We start from the raw sequence: 24,386 nt of genomic DNA on the forward strand, positions 1-24,386 counted from the left end.
TATCGGCGTAAAATCAACTGTGTTGCGTCAAAATGGCTGGATTCAATGAAGATCGCTCGATTTGGGCAGGCGCTGCTCGATCAAACATGCTTGACACAATGCGGTATAGCCTCCATGTGACGTTTCGACCGTTGTTATTAGGTTGCTTCAGGGATAGATTTTCCGTTCTGAGGCCACCCATTGGCCCATGAGGAGTTACCATGTGCGGCATCGTTGGAATCGCTGGAACTGAGTCTGTAAGTGTCCGTATTTACGATGCTTTAACCGTATTACAGCACCGCGGGCAAGATGCAGCAGGCATTGCCACGTCCGATGGACGCCGGCTCAATGTGCGTAAAAACAACGGCCTCGTCCGGGATGTTTTTCGACCCAGCCATATGCACGAACTCACTGGTAATTTAGGGCTAGGACACGTTCGCTACCCTACCGCAGGGTCAGCAGATGCGCACGAAGCTCAGCCATTTTGCCTCAGCAGCCCACACGGAATTGCCCTGGCTCACAACGGTAACCTCATCAACACCGATAGCCTCCGAAAAGAACTCACCGATTCAGGCATCAACTTAGCAACGAATTCGGACTCCGAAGTACTCCTCAACATCTTCGCCAACGCACTTCCCTCGGATGTCACTCACCCAACCGATGAGGATATTTTCGCAGCGGTTCGTGAAGTAAACGACAAATGCAAAGGTGGGTACGCCGTTGTTGCCATGCTTCCAAATGTTGGGCTCATCGGATTCAGAGACCCCAACGGAATTCGTCCAGTGATTTTCGGTAAACGAACCAGTCCAGACGGTGATGAATACATGCTCGCCAGTGAAAGCGTGGCCCTCGACGTGGCTGGCTTTGAACTTGTTCGAGATATCGACGCAGGTGAGGCTGTTATTTTTCGCCACAGTGTAGAGCCCGCTTCAGATATCTGCTCAGACTCAGCAGAACATCACCCTTGTATTTTTGAATACGTTTACCTCGCGCGGCCAGACTCCATCATCGACGGCATTTCAGTCTATAAGTCGCGGCTTAGAATGGGTGATAAATTAGCCCAACAAGTCAAAGACGATTGGCCTGACCACGATATCGATGTTGTGATTCCTGTTCCCGATACAAGTCGCTCAGCGGCCATTCAAATGGCGCATCACCTCGGTGTTAAATACCGCGAAGGCTTTATTAAGAATCGCTACATCGGCCGAACCTTCATCATGCCCGGCCAACAACTGCGTAAAAAGTCAGTTCGCAAAAAGCTCAACGCGATTGAACTCGAGTTTAAAGATAAGAATGTGCTCTTGGTCGATGACTCCATCGTGCGTGGGACAACATGCTCCCAGATCATTCAAATGGCGCGTGAAGCTGGCGCGAAAAAAGTTTATTTCGCATCTGCGGCACCTGCGGTCCGTAATCCCAATGTTTATGGAATTGATATGCCTGCAGCGAGCGAGCTGATTGCCCATGGCCGCACCACTGAAGAAGTTCAGGAAGCGATTGGCGCCGATAGACTGTTTTACCAGCACCTTGAGGACCTCTTAGATTCTGCCCGTGAAGGAAATCCCGAACGGGTTAAATTTGAGGATTCAGTTTTCTCAGGCAGCTACATCACAGGTGATGTGAAACAAAGTTATCTAGATGAACTTGAAGCAGCGCGTAACGATCAAGCTAAAAAAGAGAATGCGCCTGGCCAAGAAATCGCACTGGCCTAATTAAGACTGCTTTTTATACGGTCTACCGGGCTCGTAAATACCATAAACCACTCGGAAGCCATCGACGGCTCCGGCCTCCCAATCATCCCACTCGCTGCGCTCACCTTCACGAATAGTCAGCTCCGTTTGGCTTTCAAGCTTCGGTAAATAAGTCTTTAAAAGGGACGAAAGTACCTCAGAGAGAAGCGTTCGGTCTGGTAGCTCATTTTCGGTAAGGCCCATCACATCAACCTTAAGACCACTCAAGACACCTTTATCCTGGGGTTCCCAAAGCGCCATCACATAGTGGTTCCCACCGCCAAGTACATCGGCCAAGCACTGGGAGCTGCGTCCCAAAAGCTCTACCGAATCCATGGTTTCCAGGTCGGTCCCTAACATCTGTATACGAATACAAGGCATGTTTTATGTATCCCTCAAAGGCCTATGGCTAGAACAGTTCAGGATTGTATCGACCTGTCACAAATCCAGTAACGGTGCCGGTTGTATCTGATAAAAACTAACGCTATGGGTTTGTTTACTCAGAGTAATTCGGGCTCTTCATCACAAAAAGCAGGCGATGAGATTTCTTCCATTTATAGATTTGAAGCCGTACCCGTCGAAACATGCCCGGGCAGACTTTTTAGCGGCGAGCTCAGTTCTCTTCATGGCCATCCCTCAGGGCATTGCTTATGCTTTAATTGCCGGAATCCCGCCGGTCATGGGCCTCTATGCGGCCACCGTTCCCACGATTGTCGGCTCATTGATGCGCAGCTCGCGTCACGTCATCACGGGGCCGACCAATGCCCTTAGTCTTCTTTTTGCTGGGACTTTAGCTCTCAATCTAAGTGCCGACCCGGCTGAAATAGCGCTTACGACCGCTCTTATGGTCGGGCTCTTCCAGATTCTCGCCGGTTGGTTTCGTGTGGGAGCATTGATCGGCCTTATTTCTAGCTCAGTTGTACTGGGATATATCACAGGAGCTGGTGTCCTAATCGCCGTCGGACAACTTCCTAATTTAACCGGTACCTCCGCTGCCCATGGAAATATCTATCAAATGCTCAGCGGCTGGTTTGCCCAGCTTGATTCCGTGTCCTGGCTTAGCGTCAGCATTGGGCTCACAACGACCCTCTTTATCGCAGCCCTCAAGAAGTTTCGCCAAACCCTGCCAAGCCCCGTTATCGCCATCGTGCTTGCGACCTTGTGCTCAAGCATTTTTGGATTAAGCGAAGGCGGACTGAGTATTATTCAAAACATTTCCCCAATACCCAGTGGGTTTCCCCAGTTTACCCAACCGGATCTAAGCCTTGTTCCATCATTGCTCCCCATTGCTTTCGCACTGACGATGCTATCACTTGTTGAGTCTAGCTCAGTGGCCCGAACGCTCGCTTTTGAAAGCAAACAACCTATCGACAACAATGTGGAGTTCAGTGGTCAAGGGCTTGCTAATATCACGGCTGCTTTCTGCGGCGGTTATCCCATCAGTGGAAGTCCATCGCGCTCTAAATTGAATCAGGTAGCAGGTGCACAAACTCGAATGGCCGGTGTTCTCTCTGGGACCATGATGCTGGCAGTGCTCGCGGGCTTCGGAGAGCTTATTAACCAAACGCCGTTGGCTGCGTTAGCAGGCTTGCTCATGATTGTCGCATGGGACTTAATCGACCTTCCGCGGATTCGCGCCACCCTCCGGTCGGCCCTTGCTGATAAAGTCAGCTTTCTGATTACCCTCGTTGCCACATGCACCCTCACGCTCGATCTTGCGATTTACACCGGCATTGCCCTTAGCATTCTGATGAACATCATGGGTTACCGAAAACTCCGAGCCTTCCAGTACTCTATCCGCGGCACCGAGCTCCAAGCGACGCCCCTTTCTGATTCTCCAGGACTCACGGATATGGTGTTTCGTGTCGTTGGTTTGGATGGCAAATTGTTTTTTGGCGCCGAGACGAAACTTCGAAAAATCCTCAAACAAGTTCTCACACCTGAGGTCACGCGATGCGTGGTTATTCACATCGAAGACAAAAGTCAGATTGATTTCTCAATCGCAACTTGTATTCTTGAATTTTCTAACCAGCTTCAAGCTCAAGATGGAACATTAATTCTATCTGGGCTAAGCCCCTCCGGTCGAAAACAAATCGAGGAGGTTCAGGCCCTCTACCCGGATTCACGACCCGAGTTTCTAACTGAAGGCGGCAATTGGACTCTTGAAAAACACCAAAATGCGCTCGATTTTCAGAAATAAACCGATTTTTACCAACTAGAGACAAAGTCCGGCCAATAGTCACTACTTTTACAATGTTTTTCCTTGTATCTTATTGACTAAACCTGCGTTTCAAGACGACAAGCAGATTTGAATGCTTAAGGATGAAGAGCTTCATTTCGGGCTCAAATATCCAATGCACACACGTCGTAGGCCATCCGCAGCCTGCCCTAATGGTGTAAAATATGAGCGATGTAGAAGTAGAAGTTGGCAGCTCCTCCGAAACGACGCCGGTCCAAGAAGTAGACCGCGTTAACATTCGCTTTGCCGGTGATTCCGGAGATGGCATGCAGCTTACGGGTAATCGTTTTACCCAAGAGACTGCACTATCTGGTAACGACCTTCGGACCTTTCCGGATTACCCTGCAGAAATTCGCGCTCCGGCCGGTACTCTCGCAGGCGTCAGCGCTTTCCAAATCAGTTTCTCGAGCCATGCGATACACACAGCCGGAGACGCACCCGATGTATTGGTTGCAATGAACCCGGCCGCCCTCGCTGCCAACCTGAAAGATCTCAAAGATGGCGGCACACTGATTCTCAACAGTGCTCAATTCACAAAACGAAACCTCGAAAAAGCGGGCTACTCAGCGAACCCAATCGAAGACGAAAGCCTAAAAGCTTACAAGCTCCACAGTATCGATATCACGGGCATGACAACGAAAGCCCTAGAGGACACTGGGCTAACGACTAAAATCATGGACCGTTGCAAAAACTTCTTTGCGCTCGGTGTGACCCTTTGGCTTTACAACCGAAGCTTTGACTCCACCGTTGAATGGATCGGTAAAAAGTTTGGCAAAAAGCCCGAGCTGGTTGAAGCCAACACCAAGGTTCTCAAGGCTGGCTATTACTACGGTGAGACGGCAGAAATTTTCGATGGTCGATTCGAAGTAAAGAAAGCGCCGATTACCGAGGGTGTTTATCGAAATATAAACGGTAACAGCTCCCTCGCGATGGGCTTCGTGGCAGCTTCTATGAAAGCCAATCGAGACCTCTTTCTAGGATCCTACCCAATTACGCCAGCCAGCACGATTCTTCACGAACTTGCTCGCTACAAAGCCTACGGCGTTAAAACCTTTCAAGCCGAAGATGAAATTGCTGCAGTCTGCGCGGCAGTGGGTGCATCATTTGGCGGTGCATTGGCCATTACAACCACAAGCGGGCCTGGGCTAGCACTGAAAGCCGAAGCCATCGGGCTTGCTGTTATGACTGAGCTACCCTTGGTTGCCATCAACGTACAGCGCGGCGGTCCTTCAACCGGATTACCCACTAAAACTGAACAATCAGACCTTCTTCAAGGCCTCTACGGACGTAACGGTGAAGCTCCGATGCCGGTGCTCGCTTGCGCCTCACCTGCTGACGCATTCGAAACGGCGTACGAAGCTGCCCGGATTGCACTGAAATATATGACTCCAGTTCTTTTGCTTAGCGATGGTTACATCGCCAATGGGACAGAGCCATGGAAACTACCCGACCCTGATAAACTCATTCCAATCGAGACCTTCAGCTGGACCGACCCGGAGACTTTTCAACCATACAGCCGAAACCCCGAAACTCTCGCACGCCCATGGGTTACGCCCGGTACTCCCAAAATGGAACATCGCCTCGGTGGTCTAGAGAAGGCTCACCTCACCGGTGGTGTCTCTTACGACCCACATAACCACGAGATGATGATTCGTATGCGTGACGAAAAAGTAAAACGCGTGACTGAAGAGATTCCTGCAACAGCAATTGAAGGCGGAGATTCAGGCGAGCTTCTTATTGTCGGCTGGGGTTCAACCTACGGAGTCATTCTGGGGGCAGCGGCCAACTTAAGAGCTCAAGGTCGTAAGGTTTCCTGTATTCACCTGCGTTACCTCAATCCACTGCCGCCAGATCTTAAAGAAGTCTTTTCTCGTTTTGACCAAGTTGTTGTAGCGGAAATGAACCTTGGCCAGCTGGCAATGATTCTTCGAGCGGAAACGCTTGTGGACATTAAGAAGATAACCAAAGTTCAAGGACAACCTTTCAAGGAATCCGAAATTGTTGGTAAGGCCACAGAAATCATGGGTGGAAAAAGTACCAGTCCATTCCTGCTAAAGACACTGGAAAATATTATCGAAGGCCCATTGGCTCAGGCCGAGAAACCTGTTCACTGATCAAAGGAAGTAAACTCATGACAGCAATCAATGCTCCAGAACCTGTCAAGCTGAAGAAAAAAGACTTTGATGCAGGAATCGATGTGCGATGGTGCCCAGGCTGTGGAGATTACTCCATTCTGGCCAACATCCAGAAATTTCTACCTACTCTAGGTCGTGCCAAAGAAGAGTTCGCGTTTATCAGTGGCATCGGTTGTTCCAGCCGATTTCCCTATTACATGAACACATATGGCTTCCACAGTATTCATGGTCGCGCACCTGCCTTTGCAACCGGTTTGAAATCTTACCGGCCAGATCTTAGCGTCTGGGTTGTTACAGGAGATGGAGATGGGTTCTCCATTGGTGGTAATCACCTCTTGCATGCCATGCGGCGAAACGTTGACTTGAACATCCTGCTCTTCAACAACCGCATTTACGGATTAACCAAAGGCCAATACTCACCCACGTCCGAAGTTGGGAAAGTAACGAGTTCCACGCCGATGGGATCTATTGATAGTCCTTTACGCCCGCTCAGTGTCGTTTTAGGAGCAGAGGCTACCTTCGTTGCTCGCGTCACCGATACCGATGCGAAGCTCATGCAAAATATTCTTCAGCAAGCGTATGAGCATAAGGGAACCAGCTTCATCGAAATCTACCAAAACTGTAACGTCTTTAACGACGGTGCCTTCGTTAATCTCACCAAAGGTGATGTAAAGCGCGATGCGCAGCTTATTTTAGAAGAAGGCAAGCCGATGATTTTCGGTAAAGAGCGTAATAAAGGTCTCATTTTTCAGGATGGGAAACCTGCCGTTGCCACGATCGGCGAAAATGGCGTGTCCGAAGATGATATTATTGTTCACAATCCCTCAGACCCTGATCCAACGCTCGCATTTCGCTTAGCTCGCATGGATCCTCCTGATTTTCCAGTCGCAATGGGTATTTTACGGAAAGTAGAACGACCAACCTACGATGATGCCATTACGCAGCAAGTCATCGACGCAAAAAAGGCCTCACCGGATAAAACTATCCATGACCTCTTGCATTCAGGGGACACCTGGGAGGTAAAATAGAGGTAGATGTACCGCACCATAACCTCGACCGTTGATTCAGCCAGAGACCTCGCTAAAAAGCTGTGGGCTCCGAAGAATCCTTCCACCTCCAATACCGTGCAATGCCTTCACGAAGGTATTCACCCTATGCCAGAAGAAAATGTGATGGGCCCCGGAAGGGACCGCGCATTTAAGCTTCCCCAATACTTCGCGCACATGGGAGATACCAAAACCGCATTTTTTGATGCTGGTGAAGGGGAACCTGTCATTTTCATTCATGGGTTGGCCGCAAACCTCACCCACTGGGTTCACATAGCACCTCACTTCAGCCGCAGGTTTCGCGTATTGGGAATTGACCTGCCTGGTTGCGGTGAATCGGCCGAACTCAGTAATGGCTTCTCTGTAGACAATTTCCGTGAGCACATCATCCGCTGGATGGATTATCTCGAAATAGAAAAAGCGACGATTGTAGGACACTCGTTGGGCGGCATGATTACCACCTCGCTTGCCATTGAACACCCTGACCGAATCAAGAGCGCTGTACTCGTCAATCCTGCTGGCGTCCAACCGATGCCACTGCCATTTCGAGTTGGCGGCCAAATTATTCTTCGAGACCAAATCCTTTCGGTGATTCTACCGCGCGTATGGAAAGGACTTCTCGGCCAAGTTTTTGGCGTTGAGAATAGATTCACAGAAGGATTTTATAAAACTTGCGAAGAAACATTCGATGACAACGATGTTTACGGAATAGCAAAAATCATTGCTGGTCTTCGTGATGACATCCTAGAAAAGGACTTCGCTAAGCTACTGGGCGAGATCATGGTTCCAACCTATCTCGTTTGGGGAGACAAAGACCTCTTGGTTCCAGCTCGTCTCCTGCGACGTGCTGCTAAGAAATTTGCCAGAGTTCACGCTGTGGAAATTAAAAAATGTGGTCACATGCCCAACATTGAATATCCATTTCGGCTTATTCATACGATTGAGCAGGCTCTTAAAGATTCAGAGTAAGTCCCGATGAGTTGGCACTCACCGGGACTCAATTCACTCAATTCAAACTAGGGACAATTCGGTGTAACCTCACAGACCGGTTGTTCTGAAGTACTTGTACTCAATAAACCTGATAACTTTAAGAACGTCGTTGCATCATCATCATCGGTCACTTGAACCCAATCCATTTCAAAACTCTCTAGATTTGCATCAAACACAAAGTTGCCCAAATCCAAATCCTGAACCGAATTGCGCTCTTCGGCCACACCCTCTTCCATACCAATGATGCCGCAAATCAACGAACCGGCATTACAAGTTACTGTTCCCTCGCTGGTGTAATCCTTTAGAACCGATGACCAGATAAGGCTTGTCCCGCTCAGGGAACCCACGGCAGCACCACATGCTTCAGGGCCTGCAGATGTTTCCATCGCAGTATCAACATCACTTACACTGAACTCTACCGTATTGGAGTACTCTAGAAGTGTTACTGACCCCAGCTGAGCTGCACCGTTGATTGCATCAAAGCGTAGCACGGCCCGGCCAGGACCAATCTCTTCTTCCGCTGTTTGCGCAAGACCAGACTTAGGGTCTACTCGAAAACGGCTACCACTTAAGTCAAACGTCATGACAAGAGAATCGTTACAGCTCGAAGTATCCTCCGCACTGCCGTCAGAGCCATCTTGGTTATCGTCCAGATCACTTGTATCTGTGTCACCCTCGGCTTCACCGGAGTCCTCTGCCGACCCTTCTTGTTCTGTATTCTCACCCGTTGAGTTGTCAGCCGAGTCATCTCCTACTTCTGATGCTCCTTCGACATCCTCGCTCGGTGTAGTTTCAGTCCCACCGCACCCCCACAATAAACCTGAGCACAATATAAGCCCTACACAAGACAAACCTATCCACCTGTTAAATTGATTTAACATACCCATTCTTCCTTCTGTTTTTAACGAAACTGTTTCAATCTAAAAAAACGACGTTATTCGCAATATCATTGCGTGATTGAACGGTACGGTTGGCTGGCACTTCATGATCTTCGTATCCAAATGCGACACCACATAGAATTCGTAAGTCTTTTCGAATTCCCAGTTCGCGTCGAACGATGTCCGGATAGTGACGCATACTCGCTTGCGCACAACTCCCTATCCCCCGGGAGTGCAAAGCTAGCATCATCGTCTGGACATACATTCCAACATCCAAGGCTACGCCGATGCCGAAGTGTTCCTCCATACAAACAATAGCTATCTGTGGGGCATCAAAGAATTCGAAATTTCTTCTGAGCCCGTGAAACCTCCCTGCGTGGTCGTCCCGCTTAACGCCCATGTGACCATACAACTCTGCTGCGCATTCGATCTGTCGTTTTTTGTAATCACCGGAGAAAACATCGATGGGGTCTTCAGGGTTGCCAAAGTTACCCGCATCCAGCTCAGCACACATCTCTTGGCTTAAGCGGTCGCGAGTATCGCCTTTTGCAACAAAAACTTTCCACGGTTGAACGTTGCAGTTTGATGGTGCTTGCTGAGCCAAGCCCAATACTTCTAAGAGAGTTGATTCAGGAACTGTCTTCGTCGGTATAAAGCCGCGTATCGAACGCCGTTCCCGAATGCTTTTATCTAAATCATGCATGACTGCTCTATAACCTGGGGCTACCAGGGATGGAACAGAGCAACTCTCTGGACTGTGGTCGTCTTAAAAAGAGATTACCAAACGACAGTACTCCACACAGGGTAGTGGTCGCTCAGTCCCTTACAATCGTCAGCGTGGCAAACCACTGAATTCGTGAAAGAAATCCCTTTACCGAGAATCAAATCAATAATGGGCTGGGAGTTTAATTCTCCATCGCATGTATAGCGAATTTCATAGTCCAACGAGCTGTGGGCATCGGTGTAACCATTTGTCAGAAACGAACCTATCACATCATCCGTTTGCACGCCGGCTTCAACATCAGCGGCATAGAAAAACGCATTCGTATCCCCACCGATCACAACGGGGTGCGTATATTCACGGGCGTGTTCTACAATTTCTGTTGCCTGCGACTCCCGTACATCGGCTGATCCAAAATCGGACGAGAAATGCAAGGAGTAGAGATGTAGATAGTTATCGTTAACTTTGGCATCCGCAAAAACAGTCACTCGGCCGCCGAGGCGAGTTCCAAATCCTCCCTCACCTCTTTGCTCAACTGGCGTGTACCAACTCACATTGTCTTCATGACGAAATGCACCGGCATTGCCCAATGGGTACCGCGACAACACGGCGTTTCCGTGCTCGCATGCTTGGTAGGTAGAGGGAGCTCCATTAACGTCACCTGATACCTCGACGAATTCAGTTGCATAAACCATATGCATACCCAGCCGCTGAGCATATTCGCGCGCCGTATGGCGATAGCCCGTTCGCGCACAGCCCCGGTCCGCCTCACTCATCAAGATGATATCGGGCGTTGGAACCAGCGTGTCCGCAAGCAATAAGTCTATCTGCTCAGTCAGATTATAACCTCGCTCGATATTGTACGTCAGAATAATTGGCTCATCGCGGCCAGTCGTTGTGACCTCTGGATTCACCCAGGTTTCGACTTCACATGGAATAAAGACTGGATCCACGGCCGCATCAGGATCGGCTGAGTCCGAACAAAGTCGGTGGGTCGAAACATCAAATTCAGCTTGTGCCTCAATAGGCGTGAAAACATAGATTGGCGATTCGTACTCTTGAGCTTCCGGCGCCTCATTACAGCCCAAAAACACGGAGAATACGAACAATAGTACTGCCTTATACACGCCATTCCCCTAGTCTGCTCTCGTTATGAGGTAATATCCCCTCATACAGCCAGTTGCGATTTTACATCGTTCCCTGAGCGTAGTAGAGCAGGTGCATCACGAGGAGTAAACATGTCTGAAATACTGTACGAAGAACTCGATCACGGCGTTGGCCGACTCATCCTGAACAGCGGTTCCGGTAACCCCATTACGCCGTCGCTCCTAGAAACGCTTAACAGCGAATTGGAGCGAATCGCTAAAGATGCCCCGCGCTGTCTGGTGATTGATGGTGGTGAAGGTTCTATTTTCTCAGGAGGCTTCGCCCTGCCTGTCATCGCAGATTGGGACCGTGAGGAAATCCGAGCGTTCTTTGGTACATTTTTAGATGCCATATACAAAATTATGCTCATGCCCTGCTCTACAGTAGCAGCTATCAATGGCCACACGATTGCTGGCGGATTCATTCTTTCACTGGCGACAGACTTACGAATCGTTAAAAGCGGTAAGCTCAAACTTGGCTTAAGCGAAGTCGACTTAGGTGTATGCGTTCCTGCTGGACCTCAAGTTCTTTTAGCGGCTCGTACCAGTGAAGCGCACGCACTGCGTGTTGGTATGCTTGGCCATCTCTTTAATGGTGAAGAAGCTCTTCGAATTGGTTATGCAGCCGACTGTGTAGAAGATGCTCGTGCGGGAGCTGTTGACTACGCAACGCGTATTGCTAAAAAGCCTGGGCACGGATCCAGTGAAACCAGCCGTTTCTACAGCGAAGGCTTGGTTGAACGTGTAAAATCGGCCGATGCACAATATATGGAACCCTTTCTCGATTCGTGGTTTTCTGAAGATGGCCAGAAATGCATCAAGGGTCTCGCAGCGAAACTATCCGGTAAGTAAGCCCTAAAACGGACGGCCTCTATGACAAGTCGTTTTTCATTCGGGCTAGTATTTTTTATACTGCTACTGCCCTCTGTCTCTTATTCCCATGCAGAGTTAGGAACGGGCTTTGAACGGCCTCGCTCCGCACTTGAGCGCGCCGCGCATACCGAGGCGCTGGTGGTGGCAAAGGTCATTCAGGCCACGCAGCCCATGGCGCTGGCGAACCATGTTCCGCAGTCAACGCTTGCCTTTAAGGTTGAAATCTTACGAGTCATTGCAGGCAGCCTGAAGCCGACCCAGCTTAAGGTTATGCAGCTTGGGAAAAAGCAACTGGCCTACCCCGCGGGCAGAACCATTTTGCTCTCAATCAACCGCACTGCCCATTTTGTAGCAGCCAATGTTCCGCGTCCGGCCGAGCTTCCACCGCCCGAAAACGCTCCCGCTTGGTTTACAGAACAAACCCAGGCAGAGACCGTTGAAATCGATGATGTATCCATTGATTTACTAAGCGATTATATCAAGAAAATTTTACCGTTTGAAAAACTCGACGATCCGCTGGAAAGGACAGCAGGTATTTTCAGAGTCTGTTTCGAACAGCTTAAAAATCGGCGACTGCACCCCTTGATGAGCTTTGAAGTTATCCGGGACCTTTTGATCGCAAGCCTCGATGCCAAGCCAACGATCACTCAAGAAGATGCACATGCACTCTTTGAACTCAGTAAGAATACCGGTCACGACTTCCGTTCACGTCACGGTGCACTCATTCTCATGTTTAAAGCGCCCTCACCGGTGTGGCGGCCAATCGCTCATGAACTACTCAAGACGCCCATGGATCCTCGACTGCATGGTATTGCCGCCGGTCAGATAGCTCGCCAACCCATCGATGTTGATGCTGCTCTTTTAATACTGATGCTCAACCATCAAGACGAATACGTGATTCGCAGTGCTGCGGTTGGGCTCGGTAAACTAAAGCACCATGAAGCAATTTCGGATTTTGATAGAATTTCTCAGAATGCGAACGAAGAAATCGCTCGTACACTGGTCTCATCGCTAGGCTTGATGAACAATGAGGCAGCGGTGACCTTGCTCAACCGTTGGGCACAAAGTCACCCTCTGGCCTACGTTCAGGCATTTGCAGCGAGGCAACTTGTTAGGATGCGTCGCTAACTCAACACCTAAGACAATCAGTGACTGCGCACACACCGGGTATACTGCGTAGAAGCTTTGTCGTAATTGTTCAAGCTACCATTTCGGAAGTTGATACCCCACGCAAAGCCTTCGCTCTCGGATGATGTTGAGGCCGACCAGAAATAAACCGCGGGCATCTCTGGAAAATCAGATGCTGGGTTATTCAAGCGATACTTCACGATGGTCATCAACTCTTTACGTGTTGGCAATCGCCAGTCTTTGTTACCACCCAGGCCCAAACTGCCGCAGTGGTCGGTTGCCTGAGTCCAGTTAAGCGCCTTCTCGAAAGTTTTTTGCCAGTCGAGCTTGCTGCCTTCATCAGACACGATTTCTTTACCCTCAGACCCCGAGATTTTATAAGCGCCCGGTTTTTCTACTGCCATTGCGTCAAAGCCAACCATAGAGATTAGGAGAGCTATCGCCAGAAGCCAATTCGAATTTTTCATAGGTATACACCTCCCTAGTCAAAGGATAGGGAATTGTTTAGGTCGCCTCAAGTGCAAGAATGCAGAGCGTAAAATAGAAATTTCTGGAGATGGGCCGAAAATATGATACTTTTTTGGTAATTCTTTCGAAAGAACGTCATGGAATCTACCAGAGACAAATTAGAATTGGTTACAGCAAACCTCTTCGAAGCCGTTTTGGAACTCTATGCTAACCCCTGTTCAGAGCCAACTAGCTCTGTAGACTCAAGTTTTACGACCTCAAGTGTTCAAATCACCGGTCATTGGCAAGGTGTGGTCTCGCTTACCGTACCCAACCGTTTTGCCAGCCTTTGTTCGTCCCGTATGTTTGCGATTGAGCCCAGCGAAGTAACGCTTGAGCACATTGAAGATGCAATGGGTGAATTAGCCAATATTACCGCGGGAAGCTTCAAATCAATGCTCGAGGGCAGCTGCCAGCTGGGATTGCCAGTGGTAACCCATGGATCGAACTATTCGGTTAGATTTCCAGGAGCATCTGTAGATTGCCGAGTAGACTTCGTCTGCGAAGAGATGCCGTTTTTTGTGACGCTTTTAGTGCGAAGCACCTAATTCAAGGCTTCTGAACGCTCAATCGATCCCCGATGATGCCATCTTTATCTTTGTCACTAAGAGGCTGTGGATAGCAGCCATCGAAGCAGGCCGCGCAACGCGATCCACCGAAGACCTTATCGATCTCTTCCACCGGTAAATACGTTAGAGAATCAGCGCCCAGCTCCTTCGCTGCTGCAATTTCAACTTCTTCCAAACTGCCGCTGAACTGACTCGCGAACAATTCATCCTGTGTCGACATATCGATGCCGTAAAAACACGGGTGCTTCACCGGCGGAGAATGAATCGCCAAATGAACGCTCAATGCACCTGCTTTACGAATCATCTGAATAACGCGCCTTAGGGTACTGCCGCGAACAATCGAGTCGTCCACAAGGAGTACATGCCGATCCTTGAGTTCACCCGGCAAGGGATTGAGCTTCAAGAGAAGCGCCGCATTACGCGTATTTTGGTCAGGCATAATGAAGGTACGACCGCTGTAACGGTTTTTAATGATTCCTTCACGAAGAGGTAATTTGAGTTCTTCAGCCATCGATGCAGCTGCTGGCCTGGAAGTATCCGGAACAGGAACAACAACGTCCCCTGCCACACCCTTTTTACGAATGCGCTCGCCCAGTGCCCGGCCGTAGCCTAAGCGCTGCTCATAGACGCTCTTGCCGTCCATGACTGAATCAGGTCTTGCGAAATAGATATGCTCGAATACACAAGGTGTAGACTCAACCGCGTGTAACACTTTTCGAACAGGCTCTTGACCGGCCCGTAGAAAGATAGCCTCGCCGGCACATGGCTCTGAGTAAACATCAAAGCTCAAAACATCCAAAGCCACAGATTCACTGCTCGCAAGCCAGGCACCATCGGCGCGTCGGCCAATGACTGCAGGACGAATTCCATAAGGGTCGCGCAAAACAACAAGTGTTGGCTGATTATCGAGCATCAAAGTAGCCACAATCGAGAACGAGCCTCGTACTTTATCGAGTACCGAGCGAAGTGCCACGAGAGCATCTTCCATGGTGTGACCGGAGCGTCGTCTTTGCATCAAAGCATCCGCAAATTCACAAAGTGCTGGTTCCACATCACAGTGGCTCAACAAGTGAATGGAGCGCTCCATCAGTGAATCTTGAAGTTCATTGTAGTTCGTAACGTTGCCGTTATGAGCCATCAGCACTCCAGGCTGCCTATAGAAAAACGGCTGAGCGTCTTCTAGCTTGCCTTTACCGATGGTCGGGTAACGCACGTGTCCAACACCAATGGGTCCATCGAGCGCCTGTACAGCAGACTCGTCAAGAGCCTGAACCACCGTGCCTAGGCCACGACGTACATGGAACCGACTACCGTCCGCCTCCATTGTCGCAGCACCAGCGGAGTCCTGCCCACGATGCTGAATCGCCTGCAACGCCAAATGAATTTCTGAGCCAACCCCCGTGGGGGAAACCATTCCTACAAAGCCACACATGATGCACCTGTTATCAAAAGGACCCAGACTGTCAAAGGTACCAATTACATGCATTGGACAAGAGATTCCGTACGAGATCGCCTTGACGCAGTGTTTCACCTGATTATTGTAGGTTCTATGAGTCTCATAGGTAATATTCTTTGGTGGATTTTTGGCGGCCTGCTCTCGTCCCTCGGCTACTTCTTGGGCGGCATCTTACTTTGTCTAACGATTGTGGGCATTCCTTTCGGGATGCAGTCATTTAGGCAAGCTGCGGCTGTCCTGGCGCCATTTGGTAAAGACGTTGTCCCGATAGAAAAAGAGTCGGGCCCCCTTTATCTGATTTTCAACATTCTCTGGATCTTGCTCTTTGGCTGGGAGATTGCCCTTGCCCATCTGGCCTCCGCCGCGGTTTGCGCGGTGACCATCATCGGTATTCCCTTTGCGCTGCAGCACCTAAAACTCATCATGGTCGCTCTTTTTCCCTTTGGAATGGGCCTTAAAGAACCCTAACCACCTGTAATTACTTGATTCACCGAAATTTCGGCTCTTAACTGAAAAAAATAAGCACCAACGGCAAATGCCTCCCGATAATGACTGCACAACATCGGAGAAACATTATGTCCAACGCAATTGATGCACGCCTAACAACAGCCCTGACCCAGTTCACTTCAGACACTGACAACACCCCGGGTGTAGTTGATCTTCAAGAAGCAAAGAGCCTTCTCAGCGATGCGAATGCTATCAATTCCGAAAACTCATGGTTCTTCGGACTCTGGAAATCTGACAAAGGTGAAAAAGACCTCGGCAAACTCCTCTCAGCCAATGGCGCCAAATTTGATCCACTCGCCAAGAGCATGGTCGATGAGTTTGTGAAAACTGGCAAAGCAACCGACAACCGGCTCGTTGACCAATTTCAAAGCTTCACTGCCGCTGGTGCTCGCTCTCCAGGAGTGATTGACCAAGCCGAAGCCCTTCAAATGATCAAAACTGCGAAGACCATCAACGACGAAGGCAACTGGTTTTTTGGATTGTTCAAAGGCACTCAAGGCAACAAAGACCTAACGCACATGCTGAGCACACTCGATGCAAAGTTTGAGGGTGATGCGAAAAAAGTCGCCAGCGAATTCATTCAAACAGGGCGCGTTACCGGGCTTGTAGCAGAATGGAAAAGCGCAAAGCCAACTTGGCACTGCCACTGGTTCCCAATGAAAGAAACCAAAGCAAATGGCGGCGACACTACAAATAACCTCTTTGCGCCCAACGGATCACTCGACAAATACGACAAAGCATTTGGCACGAAGAGTCGCCAACACGAATTGGACAACAACTTCCGTCCCCATGACTCAGAAGCAAAAGATGCCAGCTGGGCCGGGCACTGCAACTACTCAGCAGAAGTTGCAGCCATGCTCGACGAGCCGAAGAAATCAGTAACGTACAAAGGACAAACGTTTACGCCGCGAGATATCGAGGGACTCCTGGTAAAAGTTAGCAGCAGCCTTGCCAGCCGCTTCGATTTCGAAGGCAATCGCTACAACAGTGAAAGCGATGACGTCCGCGACCCGAAGCCCCACGATTTCCTGGAAAAAGTACTCAAAGGATGGGGAAGCGAAAACTCAAACCCAATCCCATTTGTTTTGGACATCGATCGTGAAGAAGCTGTTTGGAACTACCCCTATGACCAGGGCAAAGTTTACGCCTCAACCGACGCACCTAATGGTGTTGACGTAAGCGAAGTACCGGATAGCGATGGCGTCACGTATTACCGTGCCGAGGTCAAAGGAACTGGTTTTGAAGGCCAGGCTCGAAGTTATCAATTCTGGGTTGATTACGACAAAGATGGTTCTGTGAATGCTAGCGGCTGGCTTGAGGGCAGCGATAAAAAGGTAAACCCTGATTTCGCGTGGCGTCCACATCCAGTTGGCGATTTAACTCAGAAGAAAAACTGGGTGAGTCGTCCACATCGTCAGAACAACCCAGAAGTTCGTGCTGAGGATGTTTACGAAATCTACATTCGCTCAATCAGCTAATAAGAAGAATGATTAGCGTCTGCGAGAAAGGCTGTGAGCGTCCATTGGCGCTCCGCCTGAACGCTGAACCAAGAGTACAATCAGCACGGGGATAAAAAGCATAATCCAAAAGAAAACCAGCTTAATTTTCGTGTTGTCTAAGGCAACAGCCAAATACAAATCTCTTAGACCTTCAGTTTGAATCGGTGTGGACCACACATCTCGGCTTACACCAGCAACCTTCTGAGTGGAAGGAAGCGCTTCAAGCTTCGTGTTGGCTACATCGGCCAGCGAGGCTGATACCACCTTGTCGCCTTTAACAATCAAAACATCCACACCACTTAAATCACGTAAGAGACCAGCCATCCCGTCGTTTAGAGTATAACCAACGGTCACCGCTCCAACGAAGCGAGCCTTTTCAGTCTCATGGTAAATCGGCGACGTTGTCTGAATAACAAAACCAGACTCACCTCGCTCCACTCTAGACACGGTCTTACCCTGAGCAGCATATTGAAACGCGGGACTATCACCGCCAGCAATATTAAATTTATCCGGTGCATGCGCTTGAGCTAAAATAACGCCGTCGCGGTTTTGGACAGTTATCTCATCGACCTTTAATTCTTTTAATACAGATGTTCCGTAATCAAGGACCATGCCCGTATTGTTAAACCAAGCACCGCGCTGAACAACGGCGTTATCTGCCATCATTCGCGAATAGGAGTAGGTTTGCTGCTGAACATGTGAAAAGGCAGTCGAGGCATGCTGAAGTGCTTCTCGGTTTTTATCATCCAGAGAAGTGTAAAGCTGCACACCCATGACCATCAACGCAAGACTCATCACCATGGCAACAAAGGTCACCACAACCTGAAGAGGACGCGTCGCTTGATTTTGTCCTTCACTTTGCATGCATCATTCTCCCTTAACCAATGAATGATTGTACTGCTTCAAAACGTCTCTGATTAGACCGACACCCTTATAAAAATCTGGGCCTTCAATCTTAAAGCCAGAATAGAGATATCCTCCACCGAGCGCAGGTTGACCTGCTTTGGTTTCAGTCTCAAGTGTGGCCCCTATCAATGCAGCGCGGACCGCAGCTGCCACTTCTTTTTTCACAGCAGACGCGGCTACCCACGCTTCTCTTGGAATTCGTCCAGTTTCAGTGATGACCTTAAACTTCCCGCCATTTTCTTTAGCTTTGAGTAACGTAGCATCCCACACTGCACCGGCGTAAACTTGACCGTTCGCCACTGCTGACACCACTCTGTCGTGACTGCCGAGGTAAAAGACGGATTTAAAATCTTTGTTTGGCTTAATACCGGCCTCTAAAAACATCGCCATCGGATACTGAAACCCACTTGATGAACCTTTATCAACAAAAGCAAACGGCTGACCTTTAAGTGACTCAAGTGTTGCGTCTTGGTTATCCGCATGTGTGAAGATGTAGCCACGGTAAAAACTATCCCGGCTGCTATCTTCGCCGGCCACCACGGTGGCGATGTAGGTGGTATTCGCATTTGGCTCATTGAGAATATCGGCGTAAGCGGCAGCCGACAAAATCGCTACATCAATATGACCCGCCAAAAGGTCAGACTTTAGGCTGTCGTAATTCGGAGAAATATTCAGCACACAATCAAAGCCGGTCGATTCTTCGAGCCAATTCAAAATAGGTTCAAAGTCTTTTGACTGGGTCGCACGCGTGAGCCACGGACCCACTCCGATATTCACAATGGCTCGCTGAGGATCGATGGTAAGCGGAACAGGATCGCTGGTTTGCCAGACCCGTTCTCCCAACGGCGTAGAAATCCCGCTCTCAGCATGGGCGCTTTCAAAGGTACAGCCGCCCATTGCGATGGACCAACTACAGATTGTTACCAGTATTGCAGCGCGAAGCATCAAGAGGCTCCCTTCCCGCTGAAAATCGTACCCTAAAACCAAATGGCAAGCGAGAAGGAGCTTATGGAAGCCCATAGAGACCTTCACTCGGCCCTAAAGCGTCGAAAGTCTCTAAAATACATAAGGAATTGAGGGTTTTAAAGGAGCCTGAAACTACTCTAGATTCAGCCTGACTCTCTGAGTAGATCCAGCTACTTGACTGAGCTGCTCGTAAAACAAGCCGCCCCTCAGTGTCTTCAGGCGTTTGGTATTCACAACCTTGAGTTCACACTCGCCCGGCCACCCCGCCTCGCCTTGTTCCAGCGCAGCATGCAGAGCCTTTACCGAACGGCCAAACACACCTGCTCCCAGGGGCTGAGTTGCGGCTAGGTATAGATCCCAAAAATCACCTTCGGTCAGGACCACCTGACAGTCGAGTTTTATTGTCTTCATGACGGCTATTCTCTCCATCCAAAGCTCTGTGTAAGCAGCCTCAAGATTGGCGGGCAAATGCCACAAAGATGCATTGGAGCAAAGATACCTGTGGCGGTTTTAGGCAAGAATTGATCGCTTTTTAAGACGCCAAAGTACATTGCCGTAAAACATGGCCATCACACGTGTGTATTTCTAAAGCTTCTCCAGGCGATAAAAAAACACGATATAAACCGGACACTTACAAAGAATGACGAATAGGTGGGCCCAAGACCCTGGAAAGCTTCTTACCAGAGGTCTAGATTGGAACGTGTTCTAAAAGAGACTGGGACGGTCGCCTAGGAGGGGACTGATTATGAAGTTCGCACTGAACGATGAACAAGAGGCGCTTGCTGAGAGTGCCAAACGCTTCTTACAAGAAAAAGCGGGCTGTGAAGCAGCTTTGCAAGTGATGGAAACTGAGCAAGGCTTTGATGAAGCAGTTTGGGATACTATGGCCTCAGAGCTTGGCTGGACTGCGCTTACCATTCCCGAAGCTTATGGCGGTTATGGGCTCGGTTACACCGATCTGATTCCCCTTCTGGAAGCGATGGGTCGCCACATGCTCTGCTCGCCATTTTTCTCCAGCATCTGCATGGGCGCAAATTCTATTTTGGAAGCAGGGACTGAAGAGCAAAAAGCGAAATGGCTTCCAGAAATAGCTGCAGGAACAAGCCGTGCCACCCTCGCCTTCACGGAGGCCGGTGGTACATGGTGCGCCGATGATATCCAAGCAACCTACACACGCACCGATGAAGGCTTCGTCATCAATGGAACGAAGCATTACGTACTCGATGGACACACCGCGCACCTCATCATTATAGCCGCTCGGGCGGAGGGTTCGACGGGTGAAAAAGGTATCAGCCTCTTTGTGATGGATCCCGCGTCTCAAGGCCTTTCGATTTGCGCCATCAAGAATCTCGACCAAACCCGTAAACAAGCCAATATTACTTTAGACAACACTCCTCTCGCCCTTTCAGCACAGCTTGGCGGTCAAGATCTTGATTGGTCTATTGTCCAGCGGATTTTAGACCTTGCGGGCGTGGCTTTAAGCCTCGAACAAGTTGGGTGTGCAGAACGCTGCCTGCAGACGGCAGTGGATTACGCGAAGATTCGAACGCAATTCAATCGTCCTATTGGCTCCTTTCAGGCCATCAAACACAAGTGCGCCGATATGCTCGTCTTGGTTGAGTCGGCTCGGTCGGCTGCCTGGTACGCGGCTTGGAGTGCTACACAATCTGAAGCTCTTGCAGACGCCGCCAGCCAAGCACAAAGCTACTGCTCCGATGCACTCTACAGCTGCGCTGCCGAGAGCATTCAGATTCATGGCGGTATTGGCTTTACTTGGGAACACGAAGCTCACCTTTATTTCAAGCGAGCGCAAAGTTCGAAAGTGCTATTGGGTACGCCTGAAACGCACCGCGAGCGCATCGCTCAGATGTTGGAGCTATAAGCATGGATCTCCAATTCTCAAAAGAAGACGAAGCATTTCGCGAAGAAGTTCGCACCTGGCTTGAAGACAACCTCCTGGGTGAATTCGCCCAGCTCAAAGGCCGCGGCGGCCCGGGAGACGAGGATGAGCTTATTGCTGAACGGCGTGCCTGGGAAAAACGCCTGGGCGAAGCTGGCTGGGCCTGTGTTGCCTGGCCTAAAGAGCACGGCGGTAAAAGCGCTACTCTCAACCAAGAGGTTATCTTCAACGAAGAATATGCCCGCTCCAAGGCTCCAGGCCGCCTAGGGCATATCGGCACAGAGCTCTTGGGTCCTACGCTGATTCACTTTGGTAACGAAGAACAAAAAAAGCGGTTCTTGCCGGGCATCGTGGATGCCAGTGAACTTTGGTGCCAGGGCTACTCTGAGCCCAATGCAGGTTCTGACCTCGCCAATGTTCAAACTCAGGCCGTTCTCGACGGCGATGAATGGGTTATCAACGGTCAAAAAATTTGGACCAGTCATGCTCATGTGGCTCAGTGGTGCTTTGTGCTTTGCCGAACCGACACTGATGCTCCCAAACACAAAGGCATCTCCTACATCCTGGTTCCCATGAACCAAGAAGGCGTGGAGTATCGACCCATTCGTCAGATGACGGGAAACTCTGAGTTCAGTGAAGTATTCTTCACCGATGCGCGAACGCCCAAAGAAAACGTCGTGGGCGGAATCAACGCAGGCTGGAAAGTTGCCATGGGTACCCTCGCCTTTGAACGAGGCGCATCCACTTTAGGTCAGCAATTAGCTTTCAACAGTGAGATGGATATTATCCTCGAAGCAGCCAAAGAAACCGGCGCGTCCAAAGACCCACTGATTCGCCAAAAGCTTGCTGCACTTAAAGTAGAACTCAACATCATGCGCCTGAACTCTTTGCGAACCCTTAGCCATTCAGAAACAAATGAGCTCGGACGCGAGGCTATGATCAACAAACTCTATTGGTCCAATCTGCACCGAAAAATGGGCGAGGTGGCCATGGAAATTCTTGGCCAAGAGAGTTTGGTGAGGCCTGAGACAGAGGGCTACGACCTTCATAAACTCCAACGCCTCTTTTTATTCAGTCGGGCAGATACTATCTATGCAGGGTCGAACCAGATTCAGCGTAATATTATCGGAGAGCGTGCCCTTGGACTTCCGCGAGAACCCAAAGTTTCAACTAAAACTTGATTGAGAGAATCATGTCGAAAACAATTCCAGCCTATCCAGAAGGTAAGAACCTACTCGCCGGCAAAAACGTTTTAATTACCGCCGCTGCCGGAACCGGTATTGGCTTTGCTGTCGCGAAGCGATGCGCTGAAGAAGGCGCGGAAATTATTATCAGCGATATTCACGAACGACGCCTGGGCGAAGCCGCCGAAAGACTCGAAGATGTATGCGGGAAAAAGCCTCACGCTTTTTTATGTAATGTCACCCAAGAAGACGATATCCAATCACTCTTCTCAAACACCATCGATGCCGTCGGCCATATCGATGTGCTCATGAACAATGCTGGCCTCGGTGGCACCGCAAATGTGGTTGATATGACCGATGAGCAGTGGACCATGGTTTTAGACGTCACCCTCAATGGCACTTTTCGCGCTACACGGGCGGCACTTAAGCACATGATGCCTCGGGGAACCGGAGCAATCATTAACAATGCTTCAGTGATTGGTTGGCGTGCTCAAAAGGGTCAGGCCCATTATGCCGCAGCAAAGGCTGGAGTGATGGCACTTACCCGCTGCTCCGCTCTCGAAGCAGCCGAAGCCGGTGTTCGTATCAACGCGGTTTCGCCAAGCCTTGCCATGCATCCCTACCTAAGCAAAGTAACCACCGACGAGCTACTTGCCGAACTTACGGCCAAGGAAGCTTTTGGGCGAGCCGCTGAGCCCTGGGAAGTGGCCAACGTGATGGTGTTTTTAGCAAGCGACTATTCTTCCTATATGACTGGCGAAGTTCTTTCTGTCAGCAGTCAGCACCCTTAAAGGAGACGCCACCATGGTAGATAAAGCAGCCCAAGGCGCCGAAGGTACGCCCTTTGTCATGGACATTGAGCGCGGGAAAATCCACGAGTTTGCCAGAGCCACCGGTTCAGATAACACAGAATACTTCACGGGTGACACGCCGTCCTCGCCGCCTACTTTTTTGACCACTCAATTTTTCTGGGAAGACTTAGTCGCCGGGAGTAATCCCTGGGACAAGGTCAACATGAGCCAGAAACGCGGCATGCACGCGGAACAAGAATATAAATTCTTCGGTCCTCCTCCAAAGGCGGGCACCCGGCTGCACTGCCAATCTCGTATTGAGAAAATTTACGAAAAAGAAGGACGCCGCGGCGGCACACTCACCTTCGCAATTATGGTTACAGAATTTCGGGATTCCGAGGGTAAGCTGGTTGCTGAAGCGCGGCTTACGGGTGTTGAAACCGCAAAGCCACCAGAAGAAGGAGCATAAACATGGCTGCTGCCTGGAATGAACTTGAAGAAGGTATGGGTGCACCAGATGTGCAAATTGGACCCATCACACGAACCGACATTGTGAGATACCAAGGTGCATCTGGGGATATGAATCCCATTCACCATGACGAGCCCTTTGCGAAAGCAGCGGGTTATCCGGCGCCTCTAACGGTGGGAATGCTGCCAGTAGGCCATATGAACGCTTGGGGAACTTTGTGGCTGGGAGCCGAGAACGTAAGACTCACGCGAGCGCGCTGGAAGCAGCAGGTTTGGCCGGACGAAACGCTGACCTGTGCTGGGAAAATCATCAAAAAATATGAAGAAGATGATGAAAGAAAAGTCGATTTAGAGATTGTCTCCACCAAAGAAGACGGCAGCGTTGCCCTTCAGGTATGGATGACGTTTGTGGTGCCGAATTAACCCAACTTCGTATTCATCCCAAAATATGATACAAATCACGCATGTCTCGCTCGCTCAATTATCTACCAAGTATCCTCTTTGTAGTTGTTGTACTAGGTTCGCTTGTTGGATGCGATGATATCCCCCCGGAGCGTTTCGAAACCTATTCTCCCCTCATTTGGACCAGTGATTCGAAGTCTGAACTTATGCTGGCTCGAAAATTTCTCGATATTTATGAGGATAAATCGGCAAATCTGACCATTGAAGATATCCGTAAAATAGAACACGAGTTTGTTCCAGCACCGTCGACGATACCTGTATTTCCATTTACTCAGTCTGCAATCTGGTCTCGACTAAAACTACATCA

At 49.7% G+C, this 24,386-nt stretch carries 25 protein-coding genes; 16 read left to right on the forward strand and 9 right to left on the reverse strand.

From position 1 onward, the window contains the following. Positions 1-200: 200 nt before the first annotated feature. Positions 201-1,691, forward strand: a complete 1,491-nt coding sequence (gene purF / locus HOK28_10085; protein MBT6433430.1) for an amidophosphoribosyltransferase — start codon at positions 201-203, stop codon at positions 1,689-1,691. On the opposite strand, the gene HOK28_10090 is transcribed toward purF (HOK28_10085), so the two are convergent. Then, the gene (locus HOK28_10090; protein ID MBT6433431.1) at positions 1,692-2,090 is read right to left on the reverse strand and encodes a hypothetical protein; all 399 of its coding nucleotides are present in this window, start codon (positions 2,088-2,090) and stop codon (positions 1,692-1,694) included. 157 nt (positions 2,091-2,247) lie between these two features. On the opposite strand from HOK28_10090, the gene HOK28_10095 reads away from it, so the two are divergent. From HOK28_10095 to HOK28_10110, 4 genes are all read left to right on the forward strand, one after another. Next, positions 2,248-3,909, forward strand: coding sequence for a SulP family inorganic anion transporter (locus HOK28_10095; protein ID MBT6433432.1), 1,662 nt, complete (start codon positions 2,248-2,250; stop codon positions 3,907-3,909). Positions 3,910-4,112: 203 nt separating this feature from the next. Further along, the gene (locus HOK28_10100; protein ID MBT6433433.1) at positions 4,113-6,062 is read left to right on the forward strand and encodes a 2-oxoacid:acceptor oxidoreductase subunit alpha; all 1,950 of its coding nucleotides are present in this window, start codon (positions 4,113-4,115) and stop codon (positions 6,060-6,062) included. Positions 6,063-6,079: 17 nt separating this feature from the next. Continuing rightward, a complete protein-coding gene (locus HOK28_10105) occupies positions 6,080-7,111 on the forward strand; it encodes a 2-oxoacid:ferredoxin oxidoreductase subunit beta (GenBank protein ID MBT6433434.1) in 1,032 nt (343 codons plus the stop codon). A 6-nt stretch (positions 7,112-7,117) separates the two neighbouring features. Further along, positions 7,118-8,098 carry an alpha/beta hydrolase gene (locus tag HOK28_10110; GenBank protein ID MBT6433435.1) on the forward strand — a complete coding sequence of 327 codons (981 nt, stop codon included), beginning with the start codon at positions 7,118-7,120 and terminating at the stop codon, positions 8,096-8,098. A 47-nt stretch (positions 8,099-8,145) separates the two neighbouring features. Here HOK28_10110 and HOK28_10115 read toward each other — a convergent pair whose 3' ends face one another. The 3 genes from HOK28_10115 to HOK28_10125 all read right to left on the reverse strand — a co-directional run bounded on the left by HOK28_10115 (position 8,146) and on the right by HOK28_10125 (position 10,845). Next, on the reverse strand, positions 8,146-9,000 hold the full coding sequence (locus HOK28_10115) for a hypothetical protein (protein ID MBT6433436.1): 855 nt from the start codon (positions 8,998-9,000) through the stop codon (positions 8,146-8,148). A 34-nt stretch (positions 9,001-9,034) separates the two neighbouring features. Then, a complete protein-coding gene (locus HOK28_10120; protein ID MBT6433437.1) occupies positions 9,035-9,700 on the reverse strand; it encodes a nitroreductase in 666 nt (221 codons plus the stop codon). A gap of 74 nt (positions 9,701-9,774) precedes the next feature. Next, entirely contained in the window at positions 9,775-10,845 is a 1,071-nt protein-coding gene (locus HOK28_10125) for a hypothetical protein (GenBank protein MBT6433438.1), read from the reverse strand. A 111-nt stretch (positions 10,846-10,956) separates the two neighbouring features. Between HOK28_10125 and HOK28_10130 the strand changes: the two genes are divergently transcribed. Both HOK28_10130 and HOK28_10135 read left to right on the forward strand, forming a co-directional pair. Beyond that, the gene (locus HOK28_10130) at positions 10,957-11,715 is read left to right on the forward strand and encodes an enoyl-CoA hydratase/isomerase family protein (GenBank protein ID MBT6433439.1); all 759 of its coding nucleotides are present in this window, start codon (positions 10,957-10,959) and stop codon (positions 11,713-11,715) included. Positions 11,716-11,736: 21 nt separating this feature from the next. Continuing rightward, positions 11,737-12,864: a HEAT repeat domain-containing protein gene (locus HOK28_10135; GenBank protein MBT6433440.1), complete on the forward strand. Its 1,128-nt coding sequence runs from the start codon at positions 11,737-11,739 to the stop codon at positions 12,862-12,864. Between the two features lie 17 nt (positions 12,865-12,881). On the opposite strand, the gene HOK28_10140 is transcribed toward HOK28_10135, so the two are convergent. Next, positions 12,882-13,331, reverse strand: coding sequence for a DUF1566 domain-containing protein (locus HOK28_10140; protein ID MBT6433441.1), 450 nt, complete (start codon positions 13,329-13,331; stop codon positions 12,882-12,884). Positions 13,332-13,469: 138 nt separating this feature from the next. Between HOK28_10140 and HOK28_10145 the strand changes: the two genes are divergently transcribed. Beyond that, entirely contained in the window at positions 13,470-13,919 is a 450-nt protein-coding gene (locus HOK28_10145; GenBank protein ID MBT6433442.1) for a chemotaxis protein CheX, read from the forward strand. 1 nt (position 13,920) lies between these two features. On the opposite strand, the gene purF (HOK28_10150) is transcribed toward HOK28_10145, so the two are convergent. Next, entirely contained in the window at positions 13,921-15,372 is a 1,452-nt protein-coding gene (gene purF, locus HOK28_10150) for an amidophosphoribosyltransferase (GenBank protein ID MBT6433443.1), read from the reverse strand. A 117-nt stretch (positions 15,373-15,489) separates the two neighbouring features. Here purF (HOK28_10150) and HOK28_10155 point away from each other — a divergent pair, with 117 nt between their 5' ends. Further along, entirely contained in the window at positions 15,490-15,864 is a 375-nt protein-coding gene (locus HOK28_10155; protein MBT6433444.1) for a YccF domain-containing protein, read from the forward strand. Positions 15,865-15,971: 107 nt separating this feature from the next. Beyond that, on the forward strand, positions 15,972-17,381 hold the full coding sequence (locus HOK28_10160; protein MBT6433445.1) for a hypothetical protein: 1,410 nt from the start codon (positions 15,972-15,974) through the stop codon (positions 17,379-17,381). Positions 17,382-17,393: 12 nt separating this feature from the next. Here HOK28_10160 and HOK28_10165 read toward each other — a convergent pair whose 3' ends face one another. From HOK28_10165 to HOK28_10175, 3 genes are all read right to left on the reverse strand, one after another. Beyond that, a complete protein-coding gene (locus HOK28_10165; GenBank protein MBT6433446.1) occupies positions 17,394-18,266 on the reverse strand; it encodes a hypothetical protein in 873 nt (290 codons plus the stop codon). A gap of 3 nt (positions 18,267-18,269) precedes the next feature. Further along, entirely contained in the window at positions 18,270-19,253 is a 984-nt protein-coding gene (phnD, locus tag HOK28_10170; GenBank protein MBT6433447.1) for a phosphate/phosphite/phosphonate ABC transporter substrate-binding protein, read from the reverse strand. 153 nt (positions 19,254-19,406) lie between these two features. Further along, positions 19,407-19,685, reverse strand: a complete 279-nt coding sequence (locus HOK28_10175; protein MBT6433448.1) for a hypothetical protein — start codon at positions 19,683-19,685, stop codon at positions 19,407-19,409. A 334-nt stretch (positions 19,686-20,019) separates the two neighbouring features. Between HOK28_10175 and HOK28_10180 the strand changes: the two genes are divergently transcribed. From HOK28_10180 to HOK28_10205, 6 genes are all read left to right on the forward strand, one after another. Further along, positions 20,020-21,156, forward strand: a complete 1,137-nt coding sequence (locus HOK28_10180; protein MBT6433449.1) for an acyl-CoA/acyl-ACP dehydrogenase — start codon at positions 20,020-20,022, stop codon at positions 21,154-21,156. Between the two features lie 2 nt (positions 21,157-21,158). After that, entirely contained in the window at positions 21,159-22,355 is a 1,197-nt protein-coding gene (locus HOK28_10185; protein MBT6433450.1) for an acyl-CoA dehydrogenase, read from the forward strand. An 11-nt stretch (positions 22,356-22,366) separates the two neighbouring features. After that, positions 22,367-23,149 (forward strand): SDR family oxidoreductase, encoded by a 783-nt coding sequence (locus HOK28_10190; GenBank protein ID MBT6433451.1) that lies wholly within the window; start codon positions 22,367-22,369, stop codon positions 23,147-23,149. 13 nt (positions 23,150-23,162) lie between these two features. After that, the gene (locus HOK28_10195; GenBank protein ID MBT6433452.1) at positions 23,163-23,618 is read left to right on the forward strand and encodes a dehydratase; all 456 of its coding nucleotides are present in this window, start codon (positions 23,163-23,165) and stop codon (positions 23,616-23,618) included. Positions 23,619-23,653: 35 nt separating this feature from the next. Next, the gene (locus HOK28_10200; GenBank protein ID MBT6433453.1) at positions 23,654-24,040 is read left to right on the forward strand and encodes a MaoC family dehydratase; all 387 of its coding nucleotides are present in this window, start codon (positions 23,654-23,656) and stop codon (positions 24,038-24,040) included. Positions 24,041-24,081: 41 nt separating this feature from the next. Next, on the forward strand, positions 24,082-24,386 hold a 305-nt coding region (locus HOK28_10205; protein ID MBT6433454.1), incomplete at its 3' end, for a hypothetical protein.

The sequence above is a fragment of the Deltaproteobacteria bacterium genome, assembly GCA_018668695.1.
Taxonomy (GTDB): domain Bacteria; phylum Myxococcota; class XYA12-FULL-58-9; order XYA12-FULL-58-9; family JABJBS01; genus JABJBS01.

Coding starts and splice junctions, on each gene's coding strand:
- purF (MBT6433430.1), top strand. CDS start 201: ATGTGCGGCATCGTTGGAATCGCTGGAACTGAGTCTGTAAGTGTCCGT.
- HOK28_10090 (MBT6433431.1), bottom strand. CDS start 2,090: ATGCCTTGTATTCGTATACAGATGTTAGGGACCGACCTGGAAACCATG.
- HOK28_10095 (MBT6433432.1), top strand. CDS start 2,248: ATGAGATTTCTTCCATTTATAGATTTGAAGCCGTACCCGTCGAAACAT.
- HOK28_10100 (MBT6433433.1), top strand. CDS start 4,113: ATGAGCGATGTAGAAGTAGAAGTTGGCAGCTCCTCCGAAACGACGCCG.
- HOK28_10105 (MBT6433434.1), top strand. CDS start 6,080: ATGACAGCAATCAATGCTCCAGAACCTGTCAAGCTGAAGAAAAAAGAC.
- HOK28_10110 (MBT6433435.1), top strand. CDS start 7,118: ATGTACCGCACCATAACCTCGACCGTTGATTCAGCCAGAGACCTCGCT.
- HOK28_10115 (MBT6433436.1), bottom strand. CDS start 9,000: ATGTTAAATCAATTTAACAGGTGGATAGGTTTGTCTTGTGTAGGGCTT.
- HOK28_10120 (MBT6433437.1), bottom strand. CDS start 9,700: ATGCATGATTTAGATAAAAGCATTCGGGAACGGCGTTCGATACGCGGC.
- HOK28_10130 (MBT6433439.1), top strand. CDS start 10,957: ATGTCTGAAATACTGTACGAAGAACTCGATCACGGCGTTGGCCGACTC.
- HOK28_10135 (MBT6433440.1), top strand. CDS start 11,737: ATGACAAGTCGTTTTTCATTCGGGCTAGTATTTTTTATACTGCTACTG.
- HOK28_10140 (MBT6433441.1), bottom strand. CDS start 13,331: ATGAAAAATTCGAATTGGCTTCTGGCGATAGCTCTCCTAATCTCTATG.
- HOK28_10145 (MBT6433442.1), top strand. CDS start 13,470: ATGGAATCTACCAGAGACAAATTAGAATTGGTTACAGCAAACCTCTTC.
- purF (MBT6433443.1), bottom strand. CDS start 15,372: ATGTGTGGCTTTGTAGGAATGGTTTCCCCCACGGGGGTTGGCTCAGAA.
- HOK28_10155 (MBT6433444.1), top strand. CDS start 15,490: ATGAGTCTCATAGGTAATATTCTTTGGTGGATTTTTGGCGGCCTGCTC.
- HOK28_10160 (MBT6433445.1), top strand. CDS start 15,972: ATGTCCAACGCAATTGATGCACGCCTAACAACAGCCCTGACCCAGTTC.
- HOK28_10165 (MBT6433446.1), bottom strand. CDS start 18,266: ATGCAAAGTGAAGGACAAAATCAAGCGACGCGTCCTCTTCAGGTTGTG.
- phnD (MBT6433447.1), bottom strand. CDS start 19,253: ATGCTTCGCGCTGCAATACTGGTAACAATCTGTAGTTGGTCCATCGCA.
- HOK28_10175 (MBT6433448.1), bottom strand. CDS start 19,685: ATGAAGACAATAAAACTCGACTGTCAGGTGGTCCTGACCGAAGGTGAT.
- HOK28_10180 (MBT6433449.1), top strand. CDS start 20,020: ATGAAGTTCGCACTGAACGATGAACAAGAGGCGCTTGCTGAGAGTGCC.
- HOK28_10185 (MBT6433450.1), top strand. CDS start 21,159: ATGGATCTCCAATTCTCAAAAGAAGACGAAGCATTTCGCGAAGAAGTT.
- HOK28_10190 (MBT6433451.1), top strand. CDS start 22,367: ATGTCGAAAACAATTCCAGCCTATCCAGAAGGTAAGAACCTACTCGCC.
- HOK28_10195 (MBT6433452.1), top strand. CDS start 23,163: ATGGTAGATAAAGCAGCCCAAGGCGCCGAAGGTACGCCCTTTGTCATG.
- HOK28_10200 (MBT6433453.1), top strand. CDS start 23,654: ATGGGTGCACCAGATGTGCAAATTGGACCCATCACACGAACCGACATT.